This is a genomic window from Butyrivibrio sp. INlla18, from assembly GCF_900103635.1.
Lineage (GTDB): Bacteria > Bacillota > Clostridia > Lachnospirales > Lachnospiraceae > Butyrivibrio.
In genome coordinates, this window is the sequence record NZ_FMXK01000004.1 from 271,324 (window position 1) to 291,611 (window position 20,288).

At 41.5% G+C, this 20,288-nt stretch carries 18 protein-coding genes; 1 reads left to right on the forward strand and 17 read right to left on the reverse strand.

Annotated features, from left to right (window positions below):
• The first annotated feature begins 332 nt into the window (after positions 1-332).
• Complete coding sequence (locus tag BLS24_RS02605) at positions 333-503, forward strand: DUF362 domain-containing protein (RefSeq protein ID WP_026656525.1); 171 nt, start codon at positions 333-335, stop codon at positions 501-503.
• Positions 504-572: 69 nt separating this feature from the next.
• Here BLS24_RS02605 and dnaB read toward each other — a convergent pair whose 3' ends face one another.
• From dnaB to BLS24_RS02690, 17 genes are all read right to left on the reverse strand, one after another.
• On the reverse strand, positions 573-1,916 hold the full coding sequence (gene dnaB / locus BLS24_RS02610) for a replicative DNA helicase (protein ID WP_071177151.1): 1,344 nt from the start codon (positions 1,914-1,916) through the stop codon (positions 573-575).
• A 3-nt stretch (positions 1,917-1,919) separates the two neighbouring features.
• Complete coding sequence (gene rplI / locus BLS24_RS02615) at positions 1,920-2,366, reverse strand: 50S ribosomal protein L9 (protein WP_071177152.1); 447 nt, start codon at positions 2,364-2,366, stop codon at positions 1,920-1,922.
• A gap of 3 nt (positions 2,367-2,369) precedes the next feature.
• Positions 2,370-4,421 carry a DHH family phosphoesterase gene (locus tag BLS24_RS02620; RefSeq protein ID WP_091755888.1) on the reverse strand — a complete coding sequence of 684 codons (2,052 nt, stop codon included), beginning with the start codon at positions 4,419-4,421 and terminating at the stop codon, positions 2,370-2,372.
• Between the two features lie 59 nt (positions 4,422-4,480).
• Positions 4,481-7,219 carry a SpaA isopeptide-forming pilin-related protein gene (locus BLS24_RS02625; protein ID WP_176764310.1) on the reverse strand — a complete coding sequence of 913 codons (2,739 nt, stop codon included), beginning with the start codon at positions 7,217-7,219 and terminating at the stop codon, positions 4,481-4,483.
• A gap of 135 nt (positions 7,220-7,354) precedes the next feature.
• Complete coding sequence (locus BLS24_RS02630) at positions 7,355-8,254, reverse strand: carbohydrate ABC transporter permease (RefSeq protein WP_091755892.1); 900 nt, start codon at positions 8,252-8,254, stop codon at positions 7,355-7,357.
• Positions 8,255-8,269: 15 nt separating this feature from the next.
• A complete protein-coding gene (locus tag BLS24_RS02635) occupies positions 8,270-9,211 on the reverse strand; it encodes an ABC transporter permease (protein WP_091755894.1) in 942 nt (313 codons plus the stop codon).
• Between the two features lie 208 nt (positions 9,212-9,419).
• Complete coding sequence (locus tag BLS24_RS02640) at positions 9,420-11,129, reverse strand: type 2 periplasmic-binding domain-containing protein (RefSeq protein ID WP_091755901.1); 1,710 nt, start codon at positions 11,127-11,129, stop codon at positions 9,420-9,422.
• A 140-nt stretch (positions 11,130-11,269) separates the two neighbouring features.
• The gene (locus BLS24_RS02645) at positions 11,270-12,361 is read right to left on the reverse strand and encodes a response regulator transcription factor (protein ID WP_242872215.1); all 1,092 of its coding nucleotides are present in this window, start codon (positions 12,359-12,361) and stop codon (positions 11,270-11,272) included.
• Positions 12,348-14,156 carry a sensor histidine kinase gene (locus BLS24_RS02650; RefSeq protein ID WP_091755909.1) on the reverse strand — a complete coding sequence of 603 codons (1,809 nt, stop codon included), beginning with the start codon at positions 14,154-14,156 and terminating at the stop codon, positions 12,348-12,350. The genes BLS24_RS02645 and BLS24_RS02650 overlap by 14 nt, the downstream gene beginning before the upstream one ends.
• A 141-nt stretch (positions 14,157-14,297) precedes the next feature.
• Positions 14,298-14,561 (reverse strand): 30S ribosomal protein S18, encoded by a 264-nt coding sequence (gene rpsR / locus BLS24_RS02655; protein WP_071177160.1) that lies wholly within the window; start codon positions 14,559-14,561, stop codon positions 14,298-14,300.
• A gap of 17 nt (positions 14,562-14,578) precedes the next feature.
• Complete coding sequence (locus tag BLS24_RS02660) at positions 14,579-15,034, reverse strand: single-stranded DNA-binding protein (RefSeq protein ID WP_071177161.1); 456 nt, start codon at positions 15,032-15,034, stop codon at positions 14,579-14,581.
• Between the two features lie 18 nt (positions 15,035-15,052).
• Positions 15,053-15,340, reverse strand: a complete 288-nt coding sequence (gene rpsF, locus BLS24_RS02665) for a 30S ribosomal protein S6 (protein WP_091755911.1) — start codon at positions 15,338-15,340, stop codon at positions 15,053-15,055.
• A gap of 105 nt (positions 15,341-15,445) precedes the next feature.
• A complete protein-coding gene (locus BLS24_RS02670; RefSeq protein WP_091755912.1) occupies positions 15,446-15,619 on the reverse strand; it encodes a DUF951 domain-containing protein in 174 nt (57 codons plus the stop codon).
• Between the two features lie 3 nt (positions 15,620-15,622).
• The gene (locus tag BLS24_RS02675; RefSeq protein WP_091755913.1) at positions 15,623-16,381 is read right to left on the reverse strand and encodes an NAD-dependent protein deacylase; all 759 of its coding nucleotides are present in this window, start codon (positions 16,379-16,381) and stop codon (positions 15,623-15,625) included.
• Positions 16,382-16,498: 117 nt separating this feature from the next.
• Positions 16,499-18,208 carry an extracellular solute-binding protein gene (locus BLS24_RS02680; RefSeq protein ID WP_091755914.1) on the reverse strand — a complete coding sequence of 570 codons (1,710 nt, stop codon included), beginning with the start codon at positions 18,206-18,208 and terminating at the stop codon, positions 16,499-16,501.
• 73 nt (positions 18,209-18,281) lie between these two features.
• Positions 18,282-19,211 carry a carbohydrate ABC transporter permease gene (locus tag BLS24_RS02685; RefSeq protein ID WP_091755915.1) on the reverse strand — a complete coding sequence of 310 codons (930 nt, stop codon included), beginning with the start codon at positions 19,209-19,211 and terminating at the stop codon, positions 18,282-18,284.
• 13 nt (positions 19,212-19,224) lie between these two features.
• On the reverse strand, positions 19,225-20,175 hold the full coding sequence (locus BLS24_RS02690; RefSeq protein WP_091755916.1) for an ABC transporter permease: 951 nt from the start codon (positions 20,173-20,175) through the stop codon (positions 19,225-19,227).
• Positions 20,176-20,288: the final 113 nt, after the last annotated feature.

Below are 20,288 nucleotides of genomic sequence, written 5' to 3' on the forward strand. Positions count from 1 at the left end.
CACTCTTTTCCTCCCGTGAAAAGTCAGATGTGACGGAGACTTTTACTCATATTCTGCCGATTTCAATAGTACCACTTAAACCGCACTCGTGTCAATGTTTTCAAGGCTTTGAAGCCATTTTGTGTAAGCGCTTACACATATCGTTTTTATCGGTATTGTCACGCAATTTATACTTATTTAATGATTTCATCTGATAAAAGTTTTCGTTAAAAGTATTGATAAATAAGTATCAGTATTATATGATAACTTTGTATCAAAGATTGGTAACGGCAAAGCCAGTCTGTTTTTGTTACATTTATTATTCTAAAACAAATAGTGGAAGGAGATTTATTATGGCATACGTTATTAATGATGGTTGCATTAGCTGCGGTTCATGTGCTGCACAGTGCCCTGTTTCAGCTATTTCTCAGGGAGACTCACAGTTCGTTATCGACGCTAACACATGCATCGACTGCGGTTCTTGCGCAGCTCAGTGTCCTGTTGGTGCTATCACACAGGGTTGAGTACAATCAACAGAAATAACAAAAGGTGTAGTTTCGATTCTATCGAAAACTACACCTTTTTTATTTTGCTCAGTGGCCTTTTTCAAGGTTTGCAAACTTAGTATATTCAGGAAGCCAAAGGAGCTCTACGGTTCCAATAGGGCCGTGTCTTTGCTTGGCAATAATGATCTCGGCTACGCCCTTCTTTTCGGTATCCTTGTTATAATAATCATCTCTATAGATGAACATTACCATATCGGCATCCTGCTCGATGGCTCCAGATTCTCTAAGGTCTGAAAGCATAGGTCTGTGATCAGGTCTCTGCTCAACCGCACGAGAAAGCTGTGAAAGAGCTACTACAGGAACATTTAACTCTCTGGCAAGAGCCTTAAGAGATCTTGAGATCTCTGAAATCTCCTGCTGTCTTGATTCTGAGCTCTTTCCAGATCCACCAGACATAAGCTGCAAATAGTCGATCATGATAACCTGAAGGTCATATTCCATCTTGTACTTTCTGCACTTAGATCTAAGCTCTTGGATTGAGATACTAGGTGTATCATCAATGATCAGCTTGGAAGATCCAACTACATCAGCACTTTCGATAAGTCTTTCCCAGTCAAGGTCTGACATATTACCGGTTCTGATATGCTGAGAATCCACGTGTGATTCCATGGAAAGGAGACGGTTAACAAACTGCTCCTTTGACATTTCCAGTGAGAACATTGCAACACACTTGTTGTCATGGAATGCCATATGCTCTGCGATATTAAGGACAAAGGCTGTCTTACCCATAGCAGGTCTGGCAGCGATCAGAATAAGGTCAGAAGGCTGGAATCCAGCGGTATTGTAATCAAGATCGATAAAGCCTGTTGAATGACCTGTTACATTACCCTTCATCTTGCTGGCCGTCTCAATTCTGTTGAGGGCATTCATAACTACCTGATCGATAGGTACGAAATCGCCAGTGTTACGCTTCTGAGTGATCTGAAAAACATTTTTTTCAACATCATTGAGAATGCCTTCCATATCTTCACCGCCAGCATAACAGTTATTTATTGTATCTTCGCTGACACGAATAAGTTTTCTGAGAGTAGATTTGTCTGCCACGATCTTGGCATAGTACTTAACATTGGCAGAAGTTGGCACTGCTGAAACCAGCTCACCAATATATTCAACACTGCTGACGTTTGGTGGAACATTCTTTTCACGAAGTCTGTTCTGCAAGGTTACAACGTCAACTGCACTGCCTTCTCTATTAAGTTCTACCATAGCCTCAAAGATAGTGCCGAGCTGTCTGTTATAGAAGTCATCTGCCGTTACTATCTCAGCTGCTATCTCGATAGCATCTTTATCCATAAGCATGGCACCGACAACAGACTGCTCAGCTTCGAGACTGTTGGGCGCCACCCTTTTTAACAGTGTTTCATCTGCCATTTTTTACTGTTCCTTTACACTTACCTTCAATGTAGTAGTAACCTGTGGGTGTAACTTAACCGGAATCTCATATGTTCCGAATGCCTTGATCGGTTCAGGCATCTGTAATTTCTTTTTGTCGATATCAAATCCGAACTGCTGCTTGGCTGCTGTAACAATCTCCTTGGATGATACTGATCCAAATACTCTTCCGCCTTCGCCAGCTTTCATTGTAAGCTGTACAGTTTCTTTTGCGATCTTCTCGCCATAAGCCTTAGCTTCATCAAGCTGCTGCTTGGCTACGATGGAATCTCTTTTCTGCTGATTCTTGAGCTCGTTTAAATTCTTCTGTGTAGCTTCAACGCCAAGGTTCTTTGGAAGAACATAGTTCTTGGCATAACCATCACTTACTTTTACTACTTCGCCTTTTTTACCAAGGCTCTTTACGTCTTCTAATAAAATTACCTGCATCTATTAAAGTTCTCCTTCTTCGATCATCTGATCGATCGTCTTCTTAACAACTTCAACTGCCTCTGCAGCTGACATGCCTTCCATCTGACATCCGGCTGAACTCATATGTCCGCCGCCGCCAAGTCTCTCCATTACAACCTGAACGTTGACTTCATCGATGGATCTGGCACTTATATATACCTGATTCTGGTACTCTGTACATACAAAGCTTGCTCTTACGCCCTTGATGTTCAAGAGTTCATTGGCTGCCTGGGCTCCTATGATAGTAGGGCTCTGTATATCATCATTTATAAGTACTGAAATAGCATATCTGTTCTGGTAAACCTCAGCCTGGCTGACTGCATCAGCCTTAGCCTTGTATTCATTGGCGTCCTCTCTAAAGAGCTTACGTACTCTTGTGACATCAGCACCGTTTCTACGAAGGAATGCTGCTGCCTCAAAGGTTCTGACACCAGTCTTGTTCATAAAGTTCTGTGTATCTACGATCATACCTGAGTACAGTGAATCTGCCTCTTCATTCTTGATCTTGACGTTCTCGCCAATGTACTGAAGGATCTCAGAAACCATCTCACATGCAGATGAAGCATAAGGCTCTACATAAGAAAGTGTAGCATTCTCGATAACCTCTGTTCCTGCTCTGTGATGATCAAGTACCACGATGGTCTTACAAAATCTAAGGAGCTCTGGGCACTCTGTGATAGTTGGCTTATTGACATCAACTACTACAAGAACTGTATTGTTACCAGCAATATCGATGGCCTGCTGGTTATTGATGATCATATCATCTTCATATTCAGGATTATTCTTGAATAATTCCACAAGTGGCTGCATAGAAGTTGTCACATCATTAAGTACGATATGGCACTTTCTATCCAGGGTCTTGGCTATCCTGTAAATACCTACAGAAGCACCAAAGCTATCTACATCGCCAAGTCTGTGACCCATTACGATAACTGAATCCTTACCGGAAATGATCTCACGAAGGGCATGAGCCTTAACTCTTGCCTTAACCCTTGTACTCTTTTCAACCTGCTGACTCTTACCGCCGTAATAAGAAATATTCTCAGCGCTCTTAACAACCGCCTGATCTCCGCCTCGTCCAAGGGCAAGATCGATAGCGTTTCTAGCAAATTCATAGTTCTGAGCATAGGATAGACCATTAAGTCCGATACCTATACTGAGGGTAACAGCCATCTCATTACCGATATTAACTGTCTTAACATCTTCAAGAAGATCAAATCTCTGCTCTCTGAGCATCTCGCAGGACTTCTTTGGCATTACAACGAAGTACTTATCTTTCTCGATCTTCTTGGCAATACCGTTACATCCGGCAATATACTTATTGATCTTTCTATCAATAAGAGCTGTCAAAAGAGATCTTCTAACCTCTTCAACACTATCAAGGGCCTCTTCATAGTTATCAAGATAGATAAGACCTGCTGCCAGTGACTGGTTATCTACTTCCTGGATAGCAAGTTTAAGTGCAGTCTCATCAAAAAGATATACTGCTATAAGGCTACCTTCGTATCCGTTAGCATCGATGATATCGCTGTTATTAGCCATCTCCTGAAGAGAGATCCTCTTCATCTTGAGAGTGTAATTGCTATCCTCATGGTCGATATCATAGGATACTTCATCATATCCTTCTGGGAACTTGTCCTGAGTAATACTTGGGAAAAGAGCTGTGATATTCTTCTTGAAGCCTTTCTCCTGATGAACGATCCTCTCAAAGGCTATGTTAGACCACACAACCTTTCCAGTATCATCAAGGACAGCATGTGCAAGGTCGAGCTCTCTTAAAAGCTTTTTCTGGATCTGTCCATACTGCGTAGCAAAGCTAACAAGCTCATTCATGATGATAGGCCTGTTATAGAAATTCAGATAAACTACAGCCACAAAGTAAAGTGCTGTAAAAGCAAGGAGCACCAAACCTGCTGTGAAGTTTACTGTGAATATCCCTATGTTTATGAAGATCAGAAGAACACCTAATATTGTGAATATAGTAAGGTATGTCTTCAGCTTTCCCTTTAATTTAACTCTGGACTTATTTGCCATGAAATCAACCTTCTTTTCCTAATTAGACATTTCACTGTATAGTATACCACAGTGCCAAGTCAGTTAGCATTATCTCTTTTTATGATAAATACAAGAAAGCATCCTGTAGCAATTATCACAAGTCCTCTGAATATGAAAACCAGTTCTAGTCTATCACTTGTGTTTCTGTCTCTTCCCATAGCTGCGCCCTGGGAAAATTTGTATGCATCAACCTCTTCAAACTCCTCACCATCTGGAGGTGTACCAGGTGGAGTTCCAGGAGGCGTACCTGGTGGAGTTTTAGGTGGTGTACCTGGAGGCGTACCTGGTGGTGTTGGCGGTGTATCCGGCGGACTATCTGGAGGGTTATCCGGTGGATTATCTGGGGGATTATCCGGCGGATTGTCCGGTGGATTTGGTGGTGTTGGCGGAGGAGGTGATGGCGGCGTTTCACCATTTACGATGGTGGCTACTGCTGTTGAGCCGTTATATTTGACCGTCGTCTTAAGCTGACCGTGATGCGCAGTATCGTAGTACACCGTTACTACTACGGTTACTTTCTTGGTGGTATCTACATCCTCTGTTATCGTATAGGTATATGTTCCCGGATTAATATATGTGATCTCACCAAAAGAAGCATATCCCTGCCCTCCAGCCGGAGCAGTTGAGCTAGACTCTGTAACGGGTGTAGGCATTGGAATTGGTGTGATCGGCAGGCCATTAGGGTCGATGGCACTTACTGCTGTTATGGTGAAGTCATAGGAGTCTACCGTAAGAGTTGGATCACTAAGCTTTTTATACAGCTCAACTACAACCTTTGGGGCTTCATAATCGTAAATACTTCCATCTGCTTCATCGCCTATGTATACCGTAACTTCAGGCATACCAAAGGCCTGTTCATCAGTAATTGTTGCCGTATACTCATAAGGATTTAAAAGATATCCAGAAGGTGCTGTTTTTTCCTTGAGCGTATAATTTCCAGCAGGAAGTCCCTTTACTTTAAAAATACCATCAGTGCTATCACTGTCTGGTTTGTATGTATTGTCATCAACTGATGAATTGTCATTGATAATATAAGTCTTTCCATCTGGAAATGTCAGTTCCCAAGAACTTCCGGCGAGGGCGTCATAGTTAGCCACGCCTTTTCTCTTTTTCCAAGATAAAATTCCAAACTGCTGGAATGTTACTGTTCCATCTGTTCCAACACCGCCACCAGACCAATAGGCGGTGTTATTATAAATCTTAAGATTTGCATTGCTTTTAGCATTGTCTTTTCCAGGTCCACTGACCACAACGCATTCAAGAGCCAGCGCATAATCCGTTGGATTTCCATCTGCATCAGTTCCGCCAGGCTTAAAGATCACGTCTTCGCCATTAGTTTCAAAAGATTCACTTATACTACTCTCGATTTCAAATCCACTATGGCTATAGTCTGACGTACCAGTTTGTGAATTGACACCTTTATAATAATAACCAGATGCGTAGTTGGTCGGTCTTCCATCATCTTGCCATTTGATCTCTGTGTAATTGAACCACTGATGAGCAAGTCTAATGCTAGAAGATGCTGAATAATAAGGCTTATTGGGATACATGATAGCAAAATCATCACCAGCTGCTCCTCCAATATGGCTTGCATCAGGATCAGTGTTATCGCTTGCAGGGAACCAGTCAGGATGAATATAATCATCTTTTGCCGCATTTAAGTTGCCATCATGTGAAAGATCTGCGTCATTATCAAATATCGCAGCAAACCCCAGTGTGTTAAAGTCTCCTATTCCAGAAGGGCAGAGCCACAAGCCTCCGCCAAAGTGACCCGCATTATTCTCGTATATGGAAGTCTTTCCAAAATAGGTATTGGAGTTTTCTTCAGAATAGATGGCTCCACCGAGCTTATAAGCTACATTATCATGAAAAGAGCCTTTGAATATCTTGTTATCATCTCCATGGTTTATAAATACAGCGCCGCCAAAGCTTCTAAGGGCCTTATTTCCACTAAATTCACCATCTGCTATTACAAGGCCGCCATTTGTCCAAATAGCGCCGCCTCCAAAGCTTACGTGGTTGCCTACTGTGGCAATATCTCTAAATCCACCTTCATCAAACCCATCCGCTGTTTCATTGGATATTCCTGCGATATTATTTAGAAAACTTCCACCCTCTATTATTAGTTTTCCAGGAAGTATCTGACTTGGATCTGTTGTATTAAAATCTGTCCATTTTCCAGAAAGAATTGCTCCTCCGTTCTCAGCTCTATTATTTTGGAAGGTGCCACCCTTGATATTAAGTTCAGCGCCGTCATAGACGTGCATAGCACCGCCTTCGCCACCTACGTTATTCTGGAATGTTCCGCTGGTTACTGTAACTTTCGCATTATCTTTTATCTCAATTGGAGAATATTCATAGTTATTGGCGTCTCCAGATTTTGTGCAATCAAAATACTCCACAGTAACGCCACTAAAGGTAACCTCTGTGCCGCTTCCGCTGATCCTAAATAACCTCGGAGTATCTCCAGTACTATGAGTGCTGTCGCCATCTATGTCTCCAGACAAAGTCCCACCCGAAAACGTCAGCTCTTTTCCTGATATAGTTATAAGGTCATTGATCAAAAGAGTGCCAGAAAGGCTGATGGTATCGCCAGAGCTTGCGTTTGTGATGGCATCTTTTAACGCATCTGTGTCAGTATCCGCATCCCCAGAGCCAGTAACGGTTACGGTAGCTGCATAAACGATGACACTTCCCCTATCAAGCCAGAAGCATGACGATATCAATAGAAATATGATAAGTAAAAGGCTTTTTAGCCTACGTTTCTTTTTCCCCATAGCGCCTCGCAATATACATCGCCTAAAACAAAGCACAATATCATGTATATATTTTAACGCCATAACGCTATATGTGCAAATTTGTAAACAAAAAGACACTTTTTAGATTTCTCCAAAAAGTGCCTTCGTTACCAATTATTCTTTTACGCCACCGATCGTAAGACCTGTAACGAAATATCTCTGCAGGAATGGGTACAAACATACGATAGGAAGCATAGTTGCAACCGTAACTGCTGCACGGATCGTTATAGGTGTAATGGTGTTTGCGCCGTTCTTGGCGTTTTCAGCGCTACCACTCTGCTGCATTACTGATGAAAGAAGTTTCATGAGCTCGTACTGAAGTGTTGTATACTCTGTCTTCATTCTGTTATAGAGCATTGCATCGAACCATGAATTCCACTGCCATACAGCAATGAAAAGAGCTACTGTAGCATATACTGGCTTACTAAGAGGAGAAATGATGTCCTTGAATATTACCCAATATCCAGCACCATCAAGCTGAGCTGACTCCTCCAAGCTCTCTGGAATTCCTTCCATGTATGTTCTCATAACTAGCATGTTGAATGCACTGATCATTCCAGGAACCCAGTATACATGGAATGTTCCTGTAAGGCCAAGGTTTTTGTATAACAGGAAGACTGGGATCATTCCACCATTTACATACATTGTTATAACCCAGAACAGAGAGAGCTGTGACTTAAATAGGAATCTCTTTCTACTAACTACAAATGCAAGAAGGGCATTTGCAAAAAGAGATGTGGCAGTCGCTACAACTGTTCTAAGTACTGTGATCTTAGCACCAACCCAGATATTCTGCATTGCAAATACTGTCTGGTAGTTCTTCATAGAGAACTTACGTGGTAATAAGTAGATTCCGCCTCTTACAGCATCGATACCATCGTTAAATGACAGGGCTACTGTGTTAAGAACTGGGTACAGTGTTACTACTACGAAAATAGCCAGGAACAATACGACAAATATCTCGAATATGACGTCGCTGACTGGTCTTCTTACTTTGTATTCCTTCTCATTCATCGTCTCGCCCCTCCTTTAGAATAGTCTCTGCTCGCTGTATTTCTTGGCTATGGCGTTGGCTATAACGATGATCGCGATACTTACAGCACTCTTAAATAATCCCGCAGCTGTACCAAGTGAGTAGTCGTTCTGTGAAATACCCCATTTCAGAACGTAGATATCAATTGTCTGTGATACTGACTGTACGAGTCCGTTTCCAAGCAAATACTGTACTTCAAAACCTGCATTTAATACGTTACCTACATTCATGAGAAGAAGGATCATAAATGTTGGCTTGATGCCTGGGAACGTAATATATCTTATCTTTTGTAATCTGTCTGCACCATCGATAGAAGCTGCTTCATACAATGAAGGGTCGATAGCTGTGATGGCTGCAAGATAGATAATCGCATTCCATCCTGTCTCTTTCCAGCAGTGAGCAAATGCTACGATTGGCCAGAAATATTCAGTATGCGCAAAAAAGTTGATTGCCTGATCAATAATTCCAAATCTCATGAGCAGATCGTTGACGATACCTGTTGATGACAAAGATACGTGAAGAATACTGGTAACAACGATCCATGAAAGGAAATGTGGAAGATATGATATTGTCTGAATAGGTTTTTTGATCCATGCCCTTCTGACTTCATTTAATATGATTGCAAAAAGTACTGCCATTATGGTTGTTGCAACAAGGTTGATAACACCCATTGCAAATGTATTTCTGATGACTTTGATAAAAACTTCATCTTCAAATAAGAATCTAAACTTATCTAGTCCAACAAATTTGGATCCAAGGAGTCCATTCTTTGGCTTAAAATTCTGGAAAGCCATGATCCAGCCTGTTAAAGGCCAGTAGTAGAATATGATACCGTACACAACAACAGCGAGCGATACAACCATCAGAAAGCTCTGGCGCTTCATCTCTTTAAGTGTGGCCTTCATATCCATTTTTTTATGCGTTTTATTGCGGGCCATAAACTCTCTCCTATTGCTCTTTTCTCAAGGAATTTTACTGTTTTTTCTTAAAAAAAAGGCAGCAACATTGTTTGTGGCGCAGTTGCTGCCTTTTCATGTTATTTATGCTCGGAAAAACCTCGCCAAGTATTTACAAGGAAGTTCGACTCTCGCTATCGCTCGATCGAACTAAGTAGTACAGTAAGCTCGAAAAAACCTCGCTAACTGATTACTTAAAAGTATCTAAGATCTCCTGCATTTCTCCAAGGAAGTCCTCAGGCTTGCAAGCATTGTATGCTTCCATGTACTCAGCCCATCCCTGCTCGAAGTCCTTAGCCATAACTACCTTAGGAAGCCACTCGTGTTTGCACTCACCCATCTTAGCCCAAGCTACACCACCAGGTGTCTCTGTTGTGAAGTTGTTTGAATATGAGTACATTGGGAACCAAGGTCCGTTTGTCTCTACTACAGAATTGATCATCTGTGGATATGTTGTTACTCCATAAGCATCGAAGCATGCCTTAAGAGGAGCTGCCATATCGATCATGAACTCTGAAGGCTGCTCTTCTGGCTTGTTAGCGTTCTTGCCATCATCAGATGTTCCACTCCACTGTGGGAAGTATGAATACTGGCATCTGTGTGAAGCCTGATAAGAAGTGTCTGCCCAGTTCAATCTCTGCTCATCTGTACGATAGTATAATCCGTTCTCATCAACCTGATAATCTACACCTTCAACACCCCAGAATCTGAGATCATGAAGTTCCTGATCCATAGCACAATCAACGATGAACTTGAATGCTTTCTCAGGATCCTTACAATCCTTTGTGATAGCAATACCAGAAGCCTGGTTTACTGTGTCATCATATGTGTGCCATCTGTTTTCCATACCAGCCTTTGTTGTAAGTCCTAAAGGAACGTAGTTGCATCCCTTTGCATCAAGGCCTGTCTGCTTGAATGAATCGTTAACTGTGTTAGCGAAATCCCACCACTGGTCAACCATACCAAGTACACGACCTGTTGAAAGCTTAGCGATGTACTCATCATATGTCTGTGTGAATGATTCAGGATCTACAAAGCCCTTGTTGTACTCTTCGTTGAGCTTCTTGAAGTAAGCGATTGTATCCTCTGATGTGTTGTAATCCTTAATTGTCATATCTGTCTTGTCAACGATTACAGAACCATCATTTGGATATCCTGCAAGGAACTGACCTGCGTTCTCAAGACAGAAATATCTCCAGTCTTCGCAAAGGATAGTATATGCAATGTTCTCTGTTCCATCATCCATAGTTGGGTTAGCAGCAATGTAATCTTCAATAAGCTTGAAGTACTCATCTAATGTCTGAATCTTAGGATATCCAGCCCACTCAAGAACTCTTACCTGAATCCAGAAAGCTTCGTCATTGTGAGTTGTCTGCTTGGACTCACCCTTTGTGTTACCGAAAGGATTGATCCAATAGATGTGTCCGTCTGGCTGACGGAACTTCTCCCACTCTTCCTCTGTGAACCAAGTATTCTTGAACTCAGGATACTTGTCGATGTAATCATCAAGAGGAACAAGTGCGTCTGCGTCTATCAAAAGGTTCATTTCATCAGAATCGATGAAGTCTGGGTACTCACCACCAGCGATAAGTGTACCAGTTGCTTCAGATGCTGTCTGACCTGTAAGCCATGTCTCTTTTACCTTAACCCCATACTTGTCAGCGATGATCTGTGCGATCTCGTTATCATCGTTGATCTCTGAACCTGGCATTGTGATGAACATTGTGAACTCTGATACTTCACCTGAAGCTGCAGAATCTGTTGATTCACTGCCAGTCTCTGTTGACGCTGTTGTGTCTCCACCTGATGTTGTGCCTTCTGATGCGTTGCCACAACCTGCGACAACAGATGCCATCATCAAGACACTCAACAATAGTGATGCTGCTTTTTTGAATTTCATTGTAATCCTCCCATTTTTTATTTGCCCCCCACAAAGGGCATACCATCTGTTACTTTCAAGTCTAATACTGACGACTTATCTTTTCCCCCTACAAACTCAAAAATATAACAGGACAAATTCTAGTGATTTGTCCTGTCAATTTACACTTCTGTCTGACCATTTCCATTTTTTCTGTATTTTGACGGTGTACAGCCCTTAATAGAGATAAATTTATTGATAAAATAGTCCGTGTCGTGATAGCCAACCTCTTCCGCTATGCGGCCTATCTTTTCATCAGTCTTGATCAGCATGGTAGCTGCCTTATTTATCCTGACCATGTTCAGATATTCTCTAAAAGACATACCATATTGCTTACGGAAAAGCTGTCCCAAATAAGAACTGTTCACATAGTATTTTGCTGCAAAGTCCTTAAGAGTTATATTCTGTGCATAATTTACATCAAGCTCTTTTTCTATGTCATGAAGAACGCCCTTGGAAACTGTGCCGCGAAGACTCGCAAGGTACCCTGCATATTCACTGGCAAACTGCTTTAAGTGAAGTATAGTTCCCATTTCTGTGCCGCTCATCAGGATATTATCAGAGATGTACATCATGACAACTTCCTGATCTATGGTCTTATCAAGCTCTACAGCCAAGTGAAGGAGCCTGAAAACAAGGTAGTTCTTGTTCACATCAAGAGCTTTTTTAGAAAGAGCCGTTCCATCTCCGCCCATTTTTATAAAGAGCTCGTCAATATTCTTGTTGATCACATCTTTGTCATTGTGCTCTATTCCTGAGGTCATTCCATCAAGCTCATCCTTGAAAAGAGCTGTTGCAGCCTCGGACTTATCCTTTTTCTCATAATCAGCAAGATCTCCGCCCTGGGCAGCTTTTTTCTTGTTCTTTACCTTTTCAATGACCTCTATGAGTCCATCAGCACTTACTGGCTTTAAGAGATAGTCGAGAGCCTCGTATTTAATAGCCGTCTGCGCATACTGAAAGTCATTGTAACCACTTAATATCACAAAATAAGCAGAGGATAATCCTTCCTCGCGAGCCGTTTGTAACAGCTCCATACCTGTCATTACCGGCATCTTGATATCTGTGATCACAAGATCTATATCGCCCTGCTTTAGATACTCAAAGGCCTCTTCACCGTTGGAGGCCTTGGCAACTATCATACAGTCGTATTTTTCCCAATCAATGAGAACCGAAAGTCCTTCCAATATGAATGGTTCATCATCTACTAGCATCACTCTTATCATCGTTTATCTTAAGCCTGTCTGTAGGAACCGTGATCGTGATATACGTTCCAACACCTTTCTCACTTTCAAGACTAAAGACAGCCGCATTACCTGTATTCATGCGAAGTCTAAGGCACGCATTCAAGATACCAACATGTGAGCCTTTCTTTACGTCTTCGAAAGTGCAATTATTCATCCTGTCATTTAGATACATGACATCTTCATCGAGCATTCCGCTTCCTGTATCTTCTATCTCCATGACAAGCTTGTCTTCATTCCTATATACTCTTACATATATGTAACAAGCCGCCGTCTTCCCTTCCATTCCATGCACGCATGAATTCTCAACGAACGTTACAAGCGTAAGCTTCGGTACCAGGAAATCCTTACAGTCTTCTCTCAAGCTGATATCAAACTTAAGCTTTTCTCCGAATCGATACTTTTGAAGTTCCAGATATGACCTTATAAAGTTTACTTCATCTTCTATAGTCGATCTGTCCGTAGACCAGCTTACATTCTGCCTTATGAGAACTGCCAGCTTCTCTATCATTGAAGCAGTCTCTCTTTCGCTCTTTATAACGCTTCTCATCCTGATGTTTTCAAGCATATTGAACAGGAAGTGTGGGTTGATCTGAGAATGAAGTGCCGACAGCTCCGCGTTTTGCCTTGCAAGCTCAATTTCCTGCCGCTCCAATCTGGCAGTGTAGTTAGTCCTTATAAGAGTATTAAGCCTCTCAACCATTCGGTTATAACCTCTTATCAAAAGACCTATCTCGTCGCCACCAGGATTTTCCTCATCAATTCCTTTGTTGTTATCAATGTCCGCTTCATCAAATGCCTTAGAGATCCTATATAGTCTCACAGCAAAAGACCTATTGATAAACCATATCACTATGATAGGCGCCAAGAGGTTAAATATGATCAGTAGTACTATCAAAGAAACATGATCGCTAAAGACCTTTTTAAAGCTTGTGCCATCGCCTGATACGATGATCCTTAAATTCCTTCCATATATGTCCCAGGGTACTTCCAATCCGATATTGACGTCATCACTTAAAGTTTCATAATCTACATTAATACTCTTTTGCAATGGACTAGAGAGAAGTATTCTGTCGTCTTCACACAAATATACTGAGTACTCATAAGTCATCGCCTTCATCTTGCGCTGAAGAACACTGAAGTCCAGATCCACGTATACCATCATATCTCTGTCATACCAAGAGTAATGATCCAGCATTCGGATGACAGCAACTTTCTTTTTATTTGAAATATTCTTGATAGCATCCTTGGGATAATAGAAAAAAACTATTATTGAATTCTTAGATGCCAAGAGATCATCCCATTTGATGAATTGGAGATCCTTGATGTTATAGAAATTGCCACCATTGACTATTCCATCATTATCACTACAAAGAATGATGCTACTTAGGGCAGATTCTCTACCGCCATCAAGAGGTTTGATTATATTCTCCTGAATCTTGATCCTCTTTTCAAAAAAGTCATACTCTGACTCAAAATCATCATCAAGGAATTTATAGACATTTTCATCCAGATATATCTTATTGATGGCTGTAACCGCCTCATCAAAAGAGCTGTTTACCAGGTAGCGAACTGAATCTGCCACACTCTGCATTCGATAATTTTCTTCTATCTTTTCATAATGTTCCAGAAGCCCAAATACGATACCATCAGTTAAAACAAGAGGTATCACCATGCATATGACATAAACTAGAATCAGCTTATTTCTGATACTTAAGCCATTTAGCCATCCATAAATATAGTCAGTAATCTTTTTAGAATGCATATTGTAGTCCCCTATGCCTTGCCAGGCATTACTTTTGCCATACTCCCCATTTACAGCAACTATTTTAACACACAAAAAAAGACACTTTCTAGAATTTCTTCTAAAAAGTGTCCTATTTATTATCTTTATCGGATAACTGAATTACTCAGCTACGTAAGGCATAAGTGCAAGATGTCTTGCTCTCTTGATAGCTGATGTAAGCTCTCTCTGGTGCTTAGCGCAGTTTCCTGTGATTCTTCTAGGAAGAATCTTGCCGCTCTCAGAAACAAACTTCTTAAGCTTAGCTGTATCCTTATAATCGATTACATTATCCTTGCCACAGAATACGCAAACTTTCTTTCTTCTGTGCATTCCGCCCTTTCTCCTTACAGGAGCATCGGACTTCTCAGACTTTGTGAAAGCCATGTTATTTTACCTCCTAATTAATTGAAAGGAAGCTCCTCGTCAATTCCGTCTGGAATGTTCATGAAGCCATCCCCTGCTGCAGAAGGTGCAGGCTCATTTGATGGAGCAGATCCGCCAAAGCTTCCGCCGTTACCAGCAGATGAATTCTTGGATTCTGCAAACTCCTGGTCCTCTGCAACTACGTCAGTTGTGTATACTTTAACGCCATCCTTGTTGGTATAGCTACCAGTCTGGATACGTCCTGTTACGATAACCTTAGTGCCCTTCTTGAGATACTTCTCAGCAAACTCGCCTGACTTACCGAAAGCAACGATTCCAATGAAATCTGCTGTCTGTCCATCCTGCTGGTTGCTTCTATTAACTCTTCTGTCAACTGCAAGAGTGTATCTTGCGATTGCCATTGAATTCTCTCCCTGTGAATATCTTACTTCAGGGTCTCTTGTTAAACGTCCACATAGTATAACTTTATTCATATTTTCGTCCTCTTCTATTTAAGCCTCGTTCTTAACGCATAAATATCTGATGACGCCGTCCATGATTCTCATGCGAGCTTCGATCTCTGCTGGAGAAGTTGACTCACCGTCGAACTGGATGAAATAGTAGAAGCCTTCTGTCATTTTCTCGATCTCATAAGCGAGCTTCTTCTTTCCCCAATCATCGACGTTAGTAATCTGACCACCATGCTTCTCGATAGTCTTCTTAACTTTCTCGATGACTGCTGTTCTGGCATCGTCTTCGATCTTTGCACTAACAACAACGGCTAATTCGTATTTGTTCATGCTTTGTTACCTCCTTTTGGTCTCTGGCTACCTGTATCAGTCAGGCAGCAAGGAATTTATCACAGAATGGTATGTTATCATATCCACGTGATAATTGCAAGCTTTTTATCGTATCCCTTTAACACTTTTTTCTAAGGTTTTTCTAGGGATCATGATCTGGTGCCCGCAGCCTGTACATTTGAGTCTAAAGTCGGCTCCAACGCGCAGAACTTCCCATTCAAAGCTACCGCAAGGATGTTGTTTCTTTAATTTAACTATATTTCCTACCTGAATATCCATTCTTTATAATGTTATTCCTTGTAACTTTGCTACTTCGGTAAATAATTTTCCGATTCTTTCTTTAATTATAAGAGTGTTCTCAGCTCTTTTAACAGGAATATCACTCTCATTGATTATTACGAGATACCTTCCTCTAAAATAGTTGATAAATGAAGCTGCAGGATAAACTGTAAGTGATGTGCCGCCGATTATGAGCATGTCGGCCTTAGAAATAGCATCTATAGCCCCACTTACCTGATCCTCTGGAAGTCCCTCTTCGTAAAGAGTGATATCTGGTCTGATGGTTCCGCCGCATGAGCACTTTGGAATTGGCTCATCAGATTCAAAGATATAGTCGTCAGGATACTCTTTGCCACAGCTCATGCAATAGTTCCTAAGCGCACTTCCGTGAATCTCATATACAACCTTGCTGCCAGCCTTCTGATGAAGTCCATCGATGTTCTGAGTTACTATCCCCTTTAGCTTCCCAGTCTCTTCCAGGGCCGCGAGATACTTGTGAGCGTTGTTTGGCTCAATACTTCGAGTGTCCATCTTTTGTCTATGGAACTCGTAATATACCTTTGGCTCATACACAAGACAGCTATGGCTCAAAAGATATTCTGGCTGATATTTATCAAACCTGACATCATGTTGATTGTATAATCCATCTTTGCTTCTAAAGTCAGGAATTCCACTTTCTGTAGAAACTCCTGCGCCGCCAAAGAATACAACACTTTTAGAATCGTCCATCCACTCTATGAGTTTTTTTGCTTCTTCCTCCATAAGTCCCCCTTTCTGCTAACGCTACTTTACTTATTATAATACATTCCGGAGAACTTCTGTATACAGAAAGTGCCGCCTGGTTTCCCAAGCGGCACTCTTCATCTAAAAGATTATTTATTACTGAAGTCTTGTTGAAAGACCATCATTAAGAAGCTGCTGTCTCTCGTCGATGATCTCCTGGTATCCTGCATCAAGATACTTCTGTGAAAGTTCATCATAAAGAGCATCAAACTCTTCTGGTTTGCACATTACAAGCTGGTCACGATACTCTGGATAGAGCTCTTCCTTAAGTGTGTTACCATACTCTGTTACAGACTCAAGAGCTGCACCAAACATACAGTCAACATTGCACTTGCCAGCGTTGTAGATAGCCATCTGTCCGTTGTAGTTAGCAAGGATCTGATCGTAGAAGTCCTGAGGAAGTCCCTGAGGATTGATTGCTGCGATATCATCTTCGATGTTTCCAAGAACCTTGATAGCTGTTACAACCATCCAATAGTCAACGTTGTTGTTGTGACCCTGCTGCTCTTCAAGACCTGACTGATCACCAACTGCAACTGGCTTGCCATCTTCATAGTTGAAGTTCTTACCTTCGATACCCCACTGCATTGTGAAGAGGTTGTCTGGCTGAGCCATCCACTCAAGGTACATCATACCAGCCTTAACTTCATCTTCTGTAGCGTTGTTTGAGAAACCGATCATAGCACCGATGTTACCACCTGGACGATAAGCATTGCTGTTACCCCATGTCTCATCCTGGATGAACTCTGAAGGACAAACTGCAACTGCAAGCTTAGCATCTGGTTCATTCTCATAAAGAGAATTAAGTACGTTCATTGTTGATGATACATAACCTGACCACTGGAATGCCTTACCATTGATGAAGTCAGCTTCTACATCTGACTGAGCTCTTAAGTAGTACTCAGGGTTGATGTAACCATCGTTGTAAAGTTCGTTCTGCCATTTAAGGTATCTTTTCTGAGCCTCTGTTGAAAGAGCTGGGATCTGATAGTCACCTGTTGTTGCCCATGTTACTTCATCCTGTGGATAATCTCTGTAGCTGTAGTTCTGATCTACACCAGCACCTGAAACCTTTGATCCTGAAAGAGGATACTCATGTCCGTTCTCTACAAGCTTTGCATAAAGATCAAGGAGCTCAGAGTTCTTTGTAGGAAGCTCTGTGTAACCAGCCTCTTCAAGCCAGTCCTGTCTGTACCATGTGCAGAATGTGTATGTTGAAGCACCGTATGGTCTGTTACCAACTACAAGGTAGTTGTCACCCTGCATCTGGATGTAGTTTGTAAGTCCGTTATCAACCATGTTCTGGAAGTATGTTGGAGCAATTGTCTTGAACTGATCAATATCGTATGGCTGTAAATATCCGTCAGATACCCAAGTAGCAAGCTTATCATAGTCGTACTCCATGCAAAGAGTAGGAAGCTCACCTGTTGAAGCAAGCATAGCGTAGTCAGTCATAACGTCTGAACGTGTGATTCCTACGTACTGAACGTCGATATTGTACTTGTCACCAAAGTTCTCCTGAACCCATTTTGTCCAGTAGTTGTTCTCTACGTCAGAGCATCCATTACCGTTGTCACCTCTGTCGTATACAGCTACTCTAAGAGTAACCTTATCTGAGAATGGCTCCCAACCATCAATACCAGCTGTTACATCAGAATTCTCTTCTGTTGTAGCCTCTGCCTCAGTCTCAGTTTCCTGAGCTTCAGTGTTGTCTTCTGTTGTAGCAGGTGTGCTATTCTGTCCGCACGCTGCTATTCCCATTACCATGCTTGCGCTAAGTAATGCAGCTAAAACCTTCTTTTTCATCGTAATCCTCCTTTTACATATAAGAAAATATCTGAACCCCATGAGGGGTTACATTAATAATGAAGTTCTGCTCTCAGCCTTTTACCGCTCCAACCATTGTTCCCTGTACGAAGTACTTCTGAAGGAATGGGTAGATGATAATAATAGGTATTGTTACGAACATGATACATGCGGCCTGAAGTACTTCTGGAGTTGACTGTGTAACTCCACCTGTATCTGCAAGTGATGCTGTCTGAGCCTCTGTTGCTGAAGCAACCAGCTGATAGAGCTTGTACTGCATCATCTTAAGATCTGCAGATCTTGTATAGTACATGTTGTCTGCATATGAGTTCCAACGTCCTACTGCGTAGAACAGTGAAAGTGTTGCCAAAATAGGCTTTGAAAGTGGAAGTACTATTTTCCAAAGAATCTGGAAGTTTGTTGCTCCATCAAGGAATGCTGATTCTTCCAAACTGTCTGGAATAGTTGTTGCAAAATAGTTCTTCATAATGAGCATGTTATATGGTGAATAGATTAGTGGTAATATCAAAACCCAAAATGTATCAAGAATATGCAACTGGTAATACAAAATGTATGAAGGAATGATACCCGCTGTGAAATACATAGGAACCATAAGCAGGAATGTAAGTACTGGGCGACCTTTAAGTCTCTTTTTTGAAAGAGGGTAAGCAGCACATGTACAAACGATCATTCCAAGGAATGTAAACAAAAGAGTGATCCATACTGAGAAAAACATTGAGTGGCTCATTGTTGGATCTTTTAGTACTCTCTTGAAAGCATCAAGTGTAATATCCTTTGGCCAGAAATAAACTGACTGTGACATTACTGCGGTATTTCCTGATATTGATTTTGCTGCAACATGGATAAATGGAAGTACGCATGTCGCGCAAAGAAGTATGATGACCAGCATCATGATCGCATCGCTGATCTTAAATCCTATAACTGCATGAGCTCCGCCAGCTGAATAGCTTTCTTCGCCCTTTGCATTTTTTCTTTTTACCATTTGTAACAACCTCCTATAGCAAGCCATCATCGCCAAGCTTCTTGGCTATCCTGTCAGATAAAAGAACTAACATAACGCCTATAGCTGACTGGAACAGACCAACCGCTGTAGCCTGACTGAACTTATTATTCTCAAGACCTTTATTAAAGATATAGATAGCCAGCTGATACTGGAACTCTTTTACCTGAGTATTTCCAAGAGCTGTAAGTCTCTCGAGGTTACTACCCATTACTCGGCCGAGATTCATAATAAGAAGTGTTACGATTGTACTTCTGATACCTGGAAGCGTGATGTGGATCATCCTCTGCCAACGGTTTGCTCCGTCGATCATAGCAGCTTCGTACTGCTCACCACTTATTCCTGTGATCGCTGCCAGATAAAGGATCGTTCCCCATCCCATTCCCTGCCAAACACCGATCAACAGATACGTAACTGCCCAGTGCCATTTTTCGTTAAGGAATGGTATTCCTTTCTCTATAAGTCCCGCATTCATCATGGCTACATTTACAAGTCCGCTTGATGGCTTGAACATTGTAAGTGCCACGCTACCGATGATAGCCCATGAAAGGAAGTGTGGAAGATATAAAATTGTCTGTGATACTTTTTTGAACTTCTGATATCTCAGTTCGTTAAGTATAAGCGCCAAAATGATTGGCATTGGGAAACCAACTAAAAGATCAAGTAAGTTAAATACTACTGAATTTCGAAGAGCTCTTGTGAAATCGGCATCTTTGAATATCTTCTTGAATGTTCCAAGGCCTACCCATTTACTTCCAGAAAATCCTTTAGCAGGCTTGTAATCCATGAATGCCATTCGAAGTCCTGGATAAGCACCGTAGCTAAATATGATTACTAGAGCAAGTGGGATAAGCAATAGAAGATATAATTGCCAATCGCGCTTTAGACTGTTCTTCCAAGAAGAGTGCGAGATACTCCCCTTATTTTTATGCTGAACCTTATTCATAATATTGCCCCTCCCCTTTGATAAGACAATCCTAAAATAATTTAGTATGCGTATCTAATCACTTAGTTAAAAAAGCTTTGCAATATCAACCATTTATTTGCTTTTTTATAGTT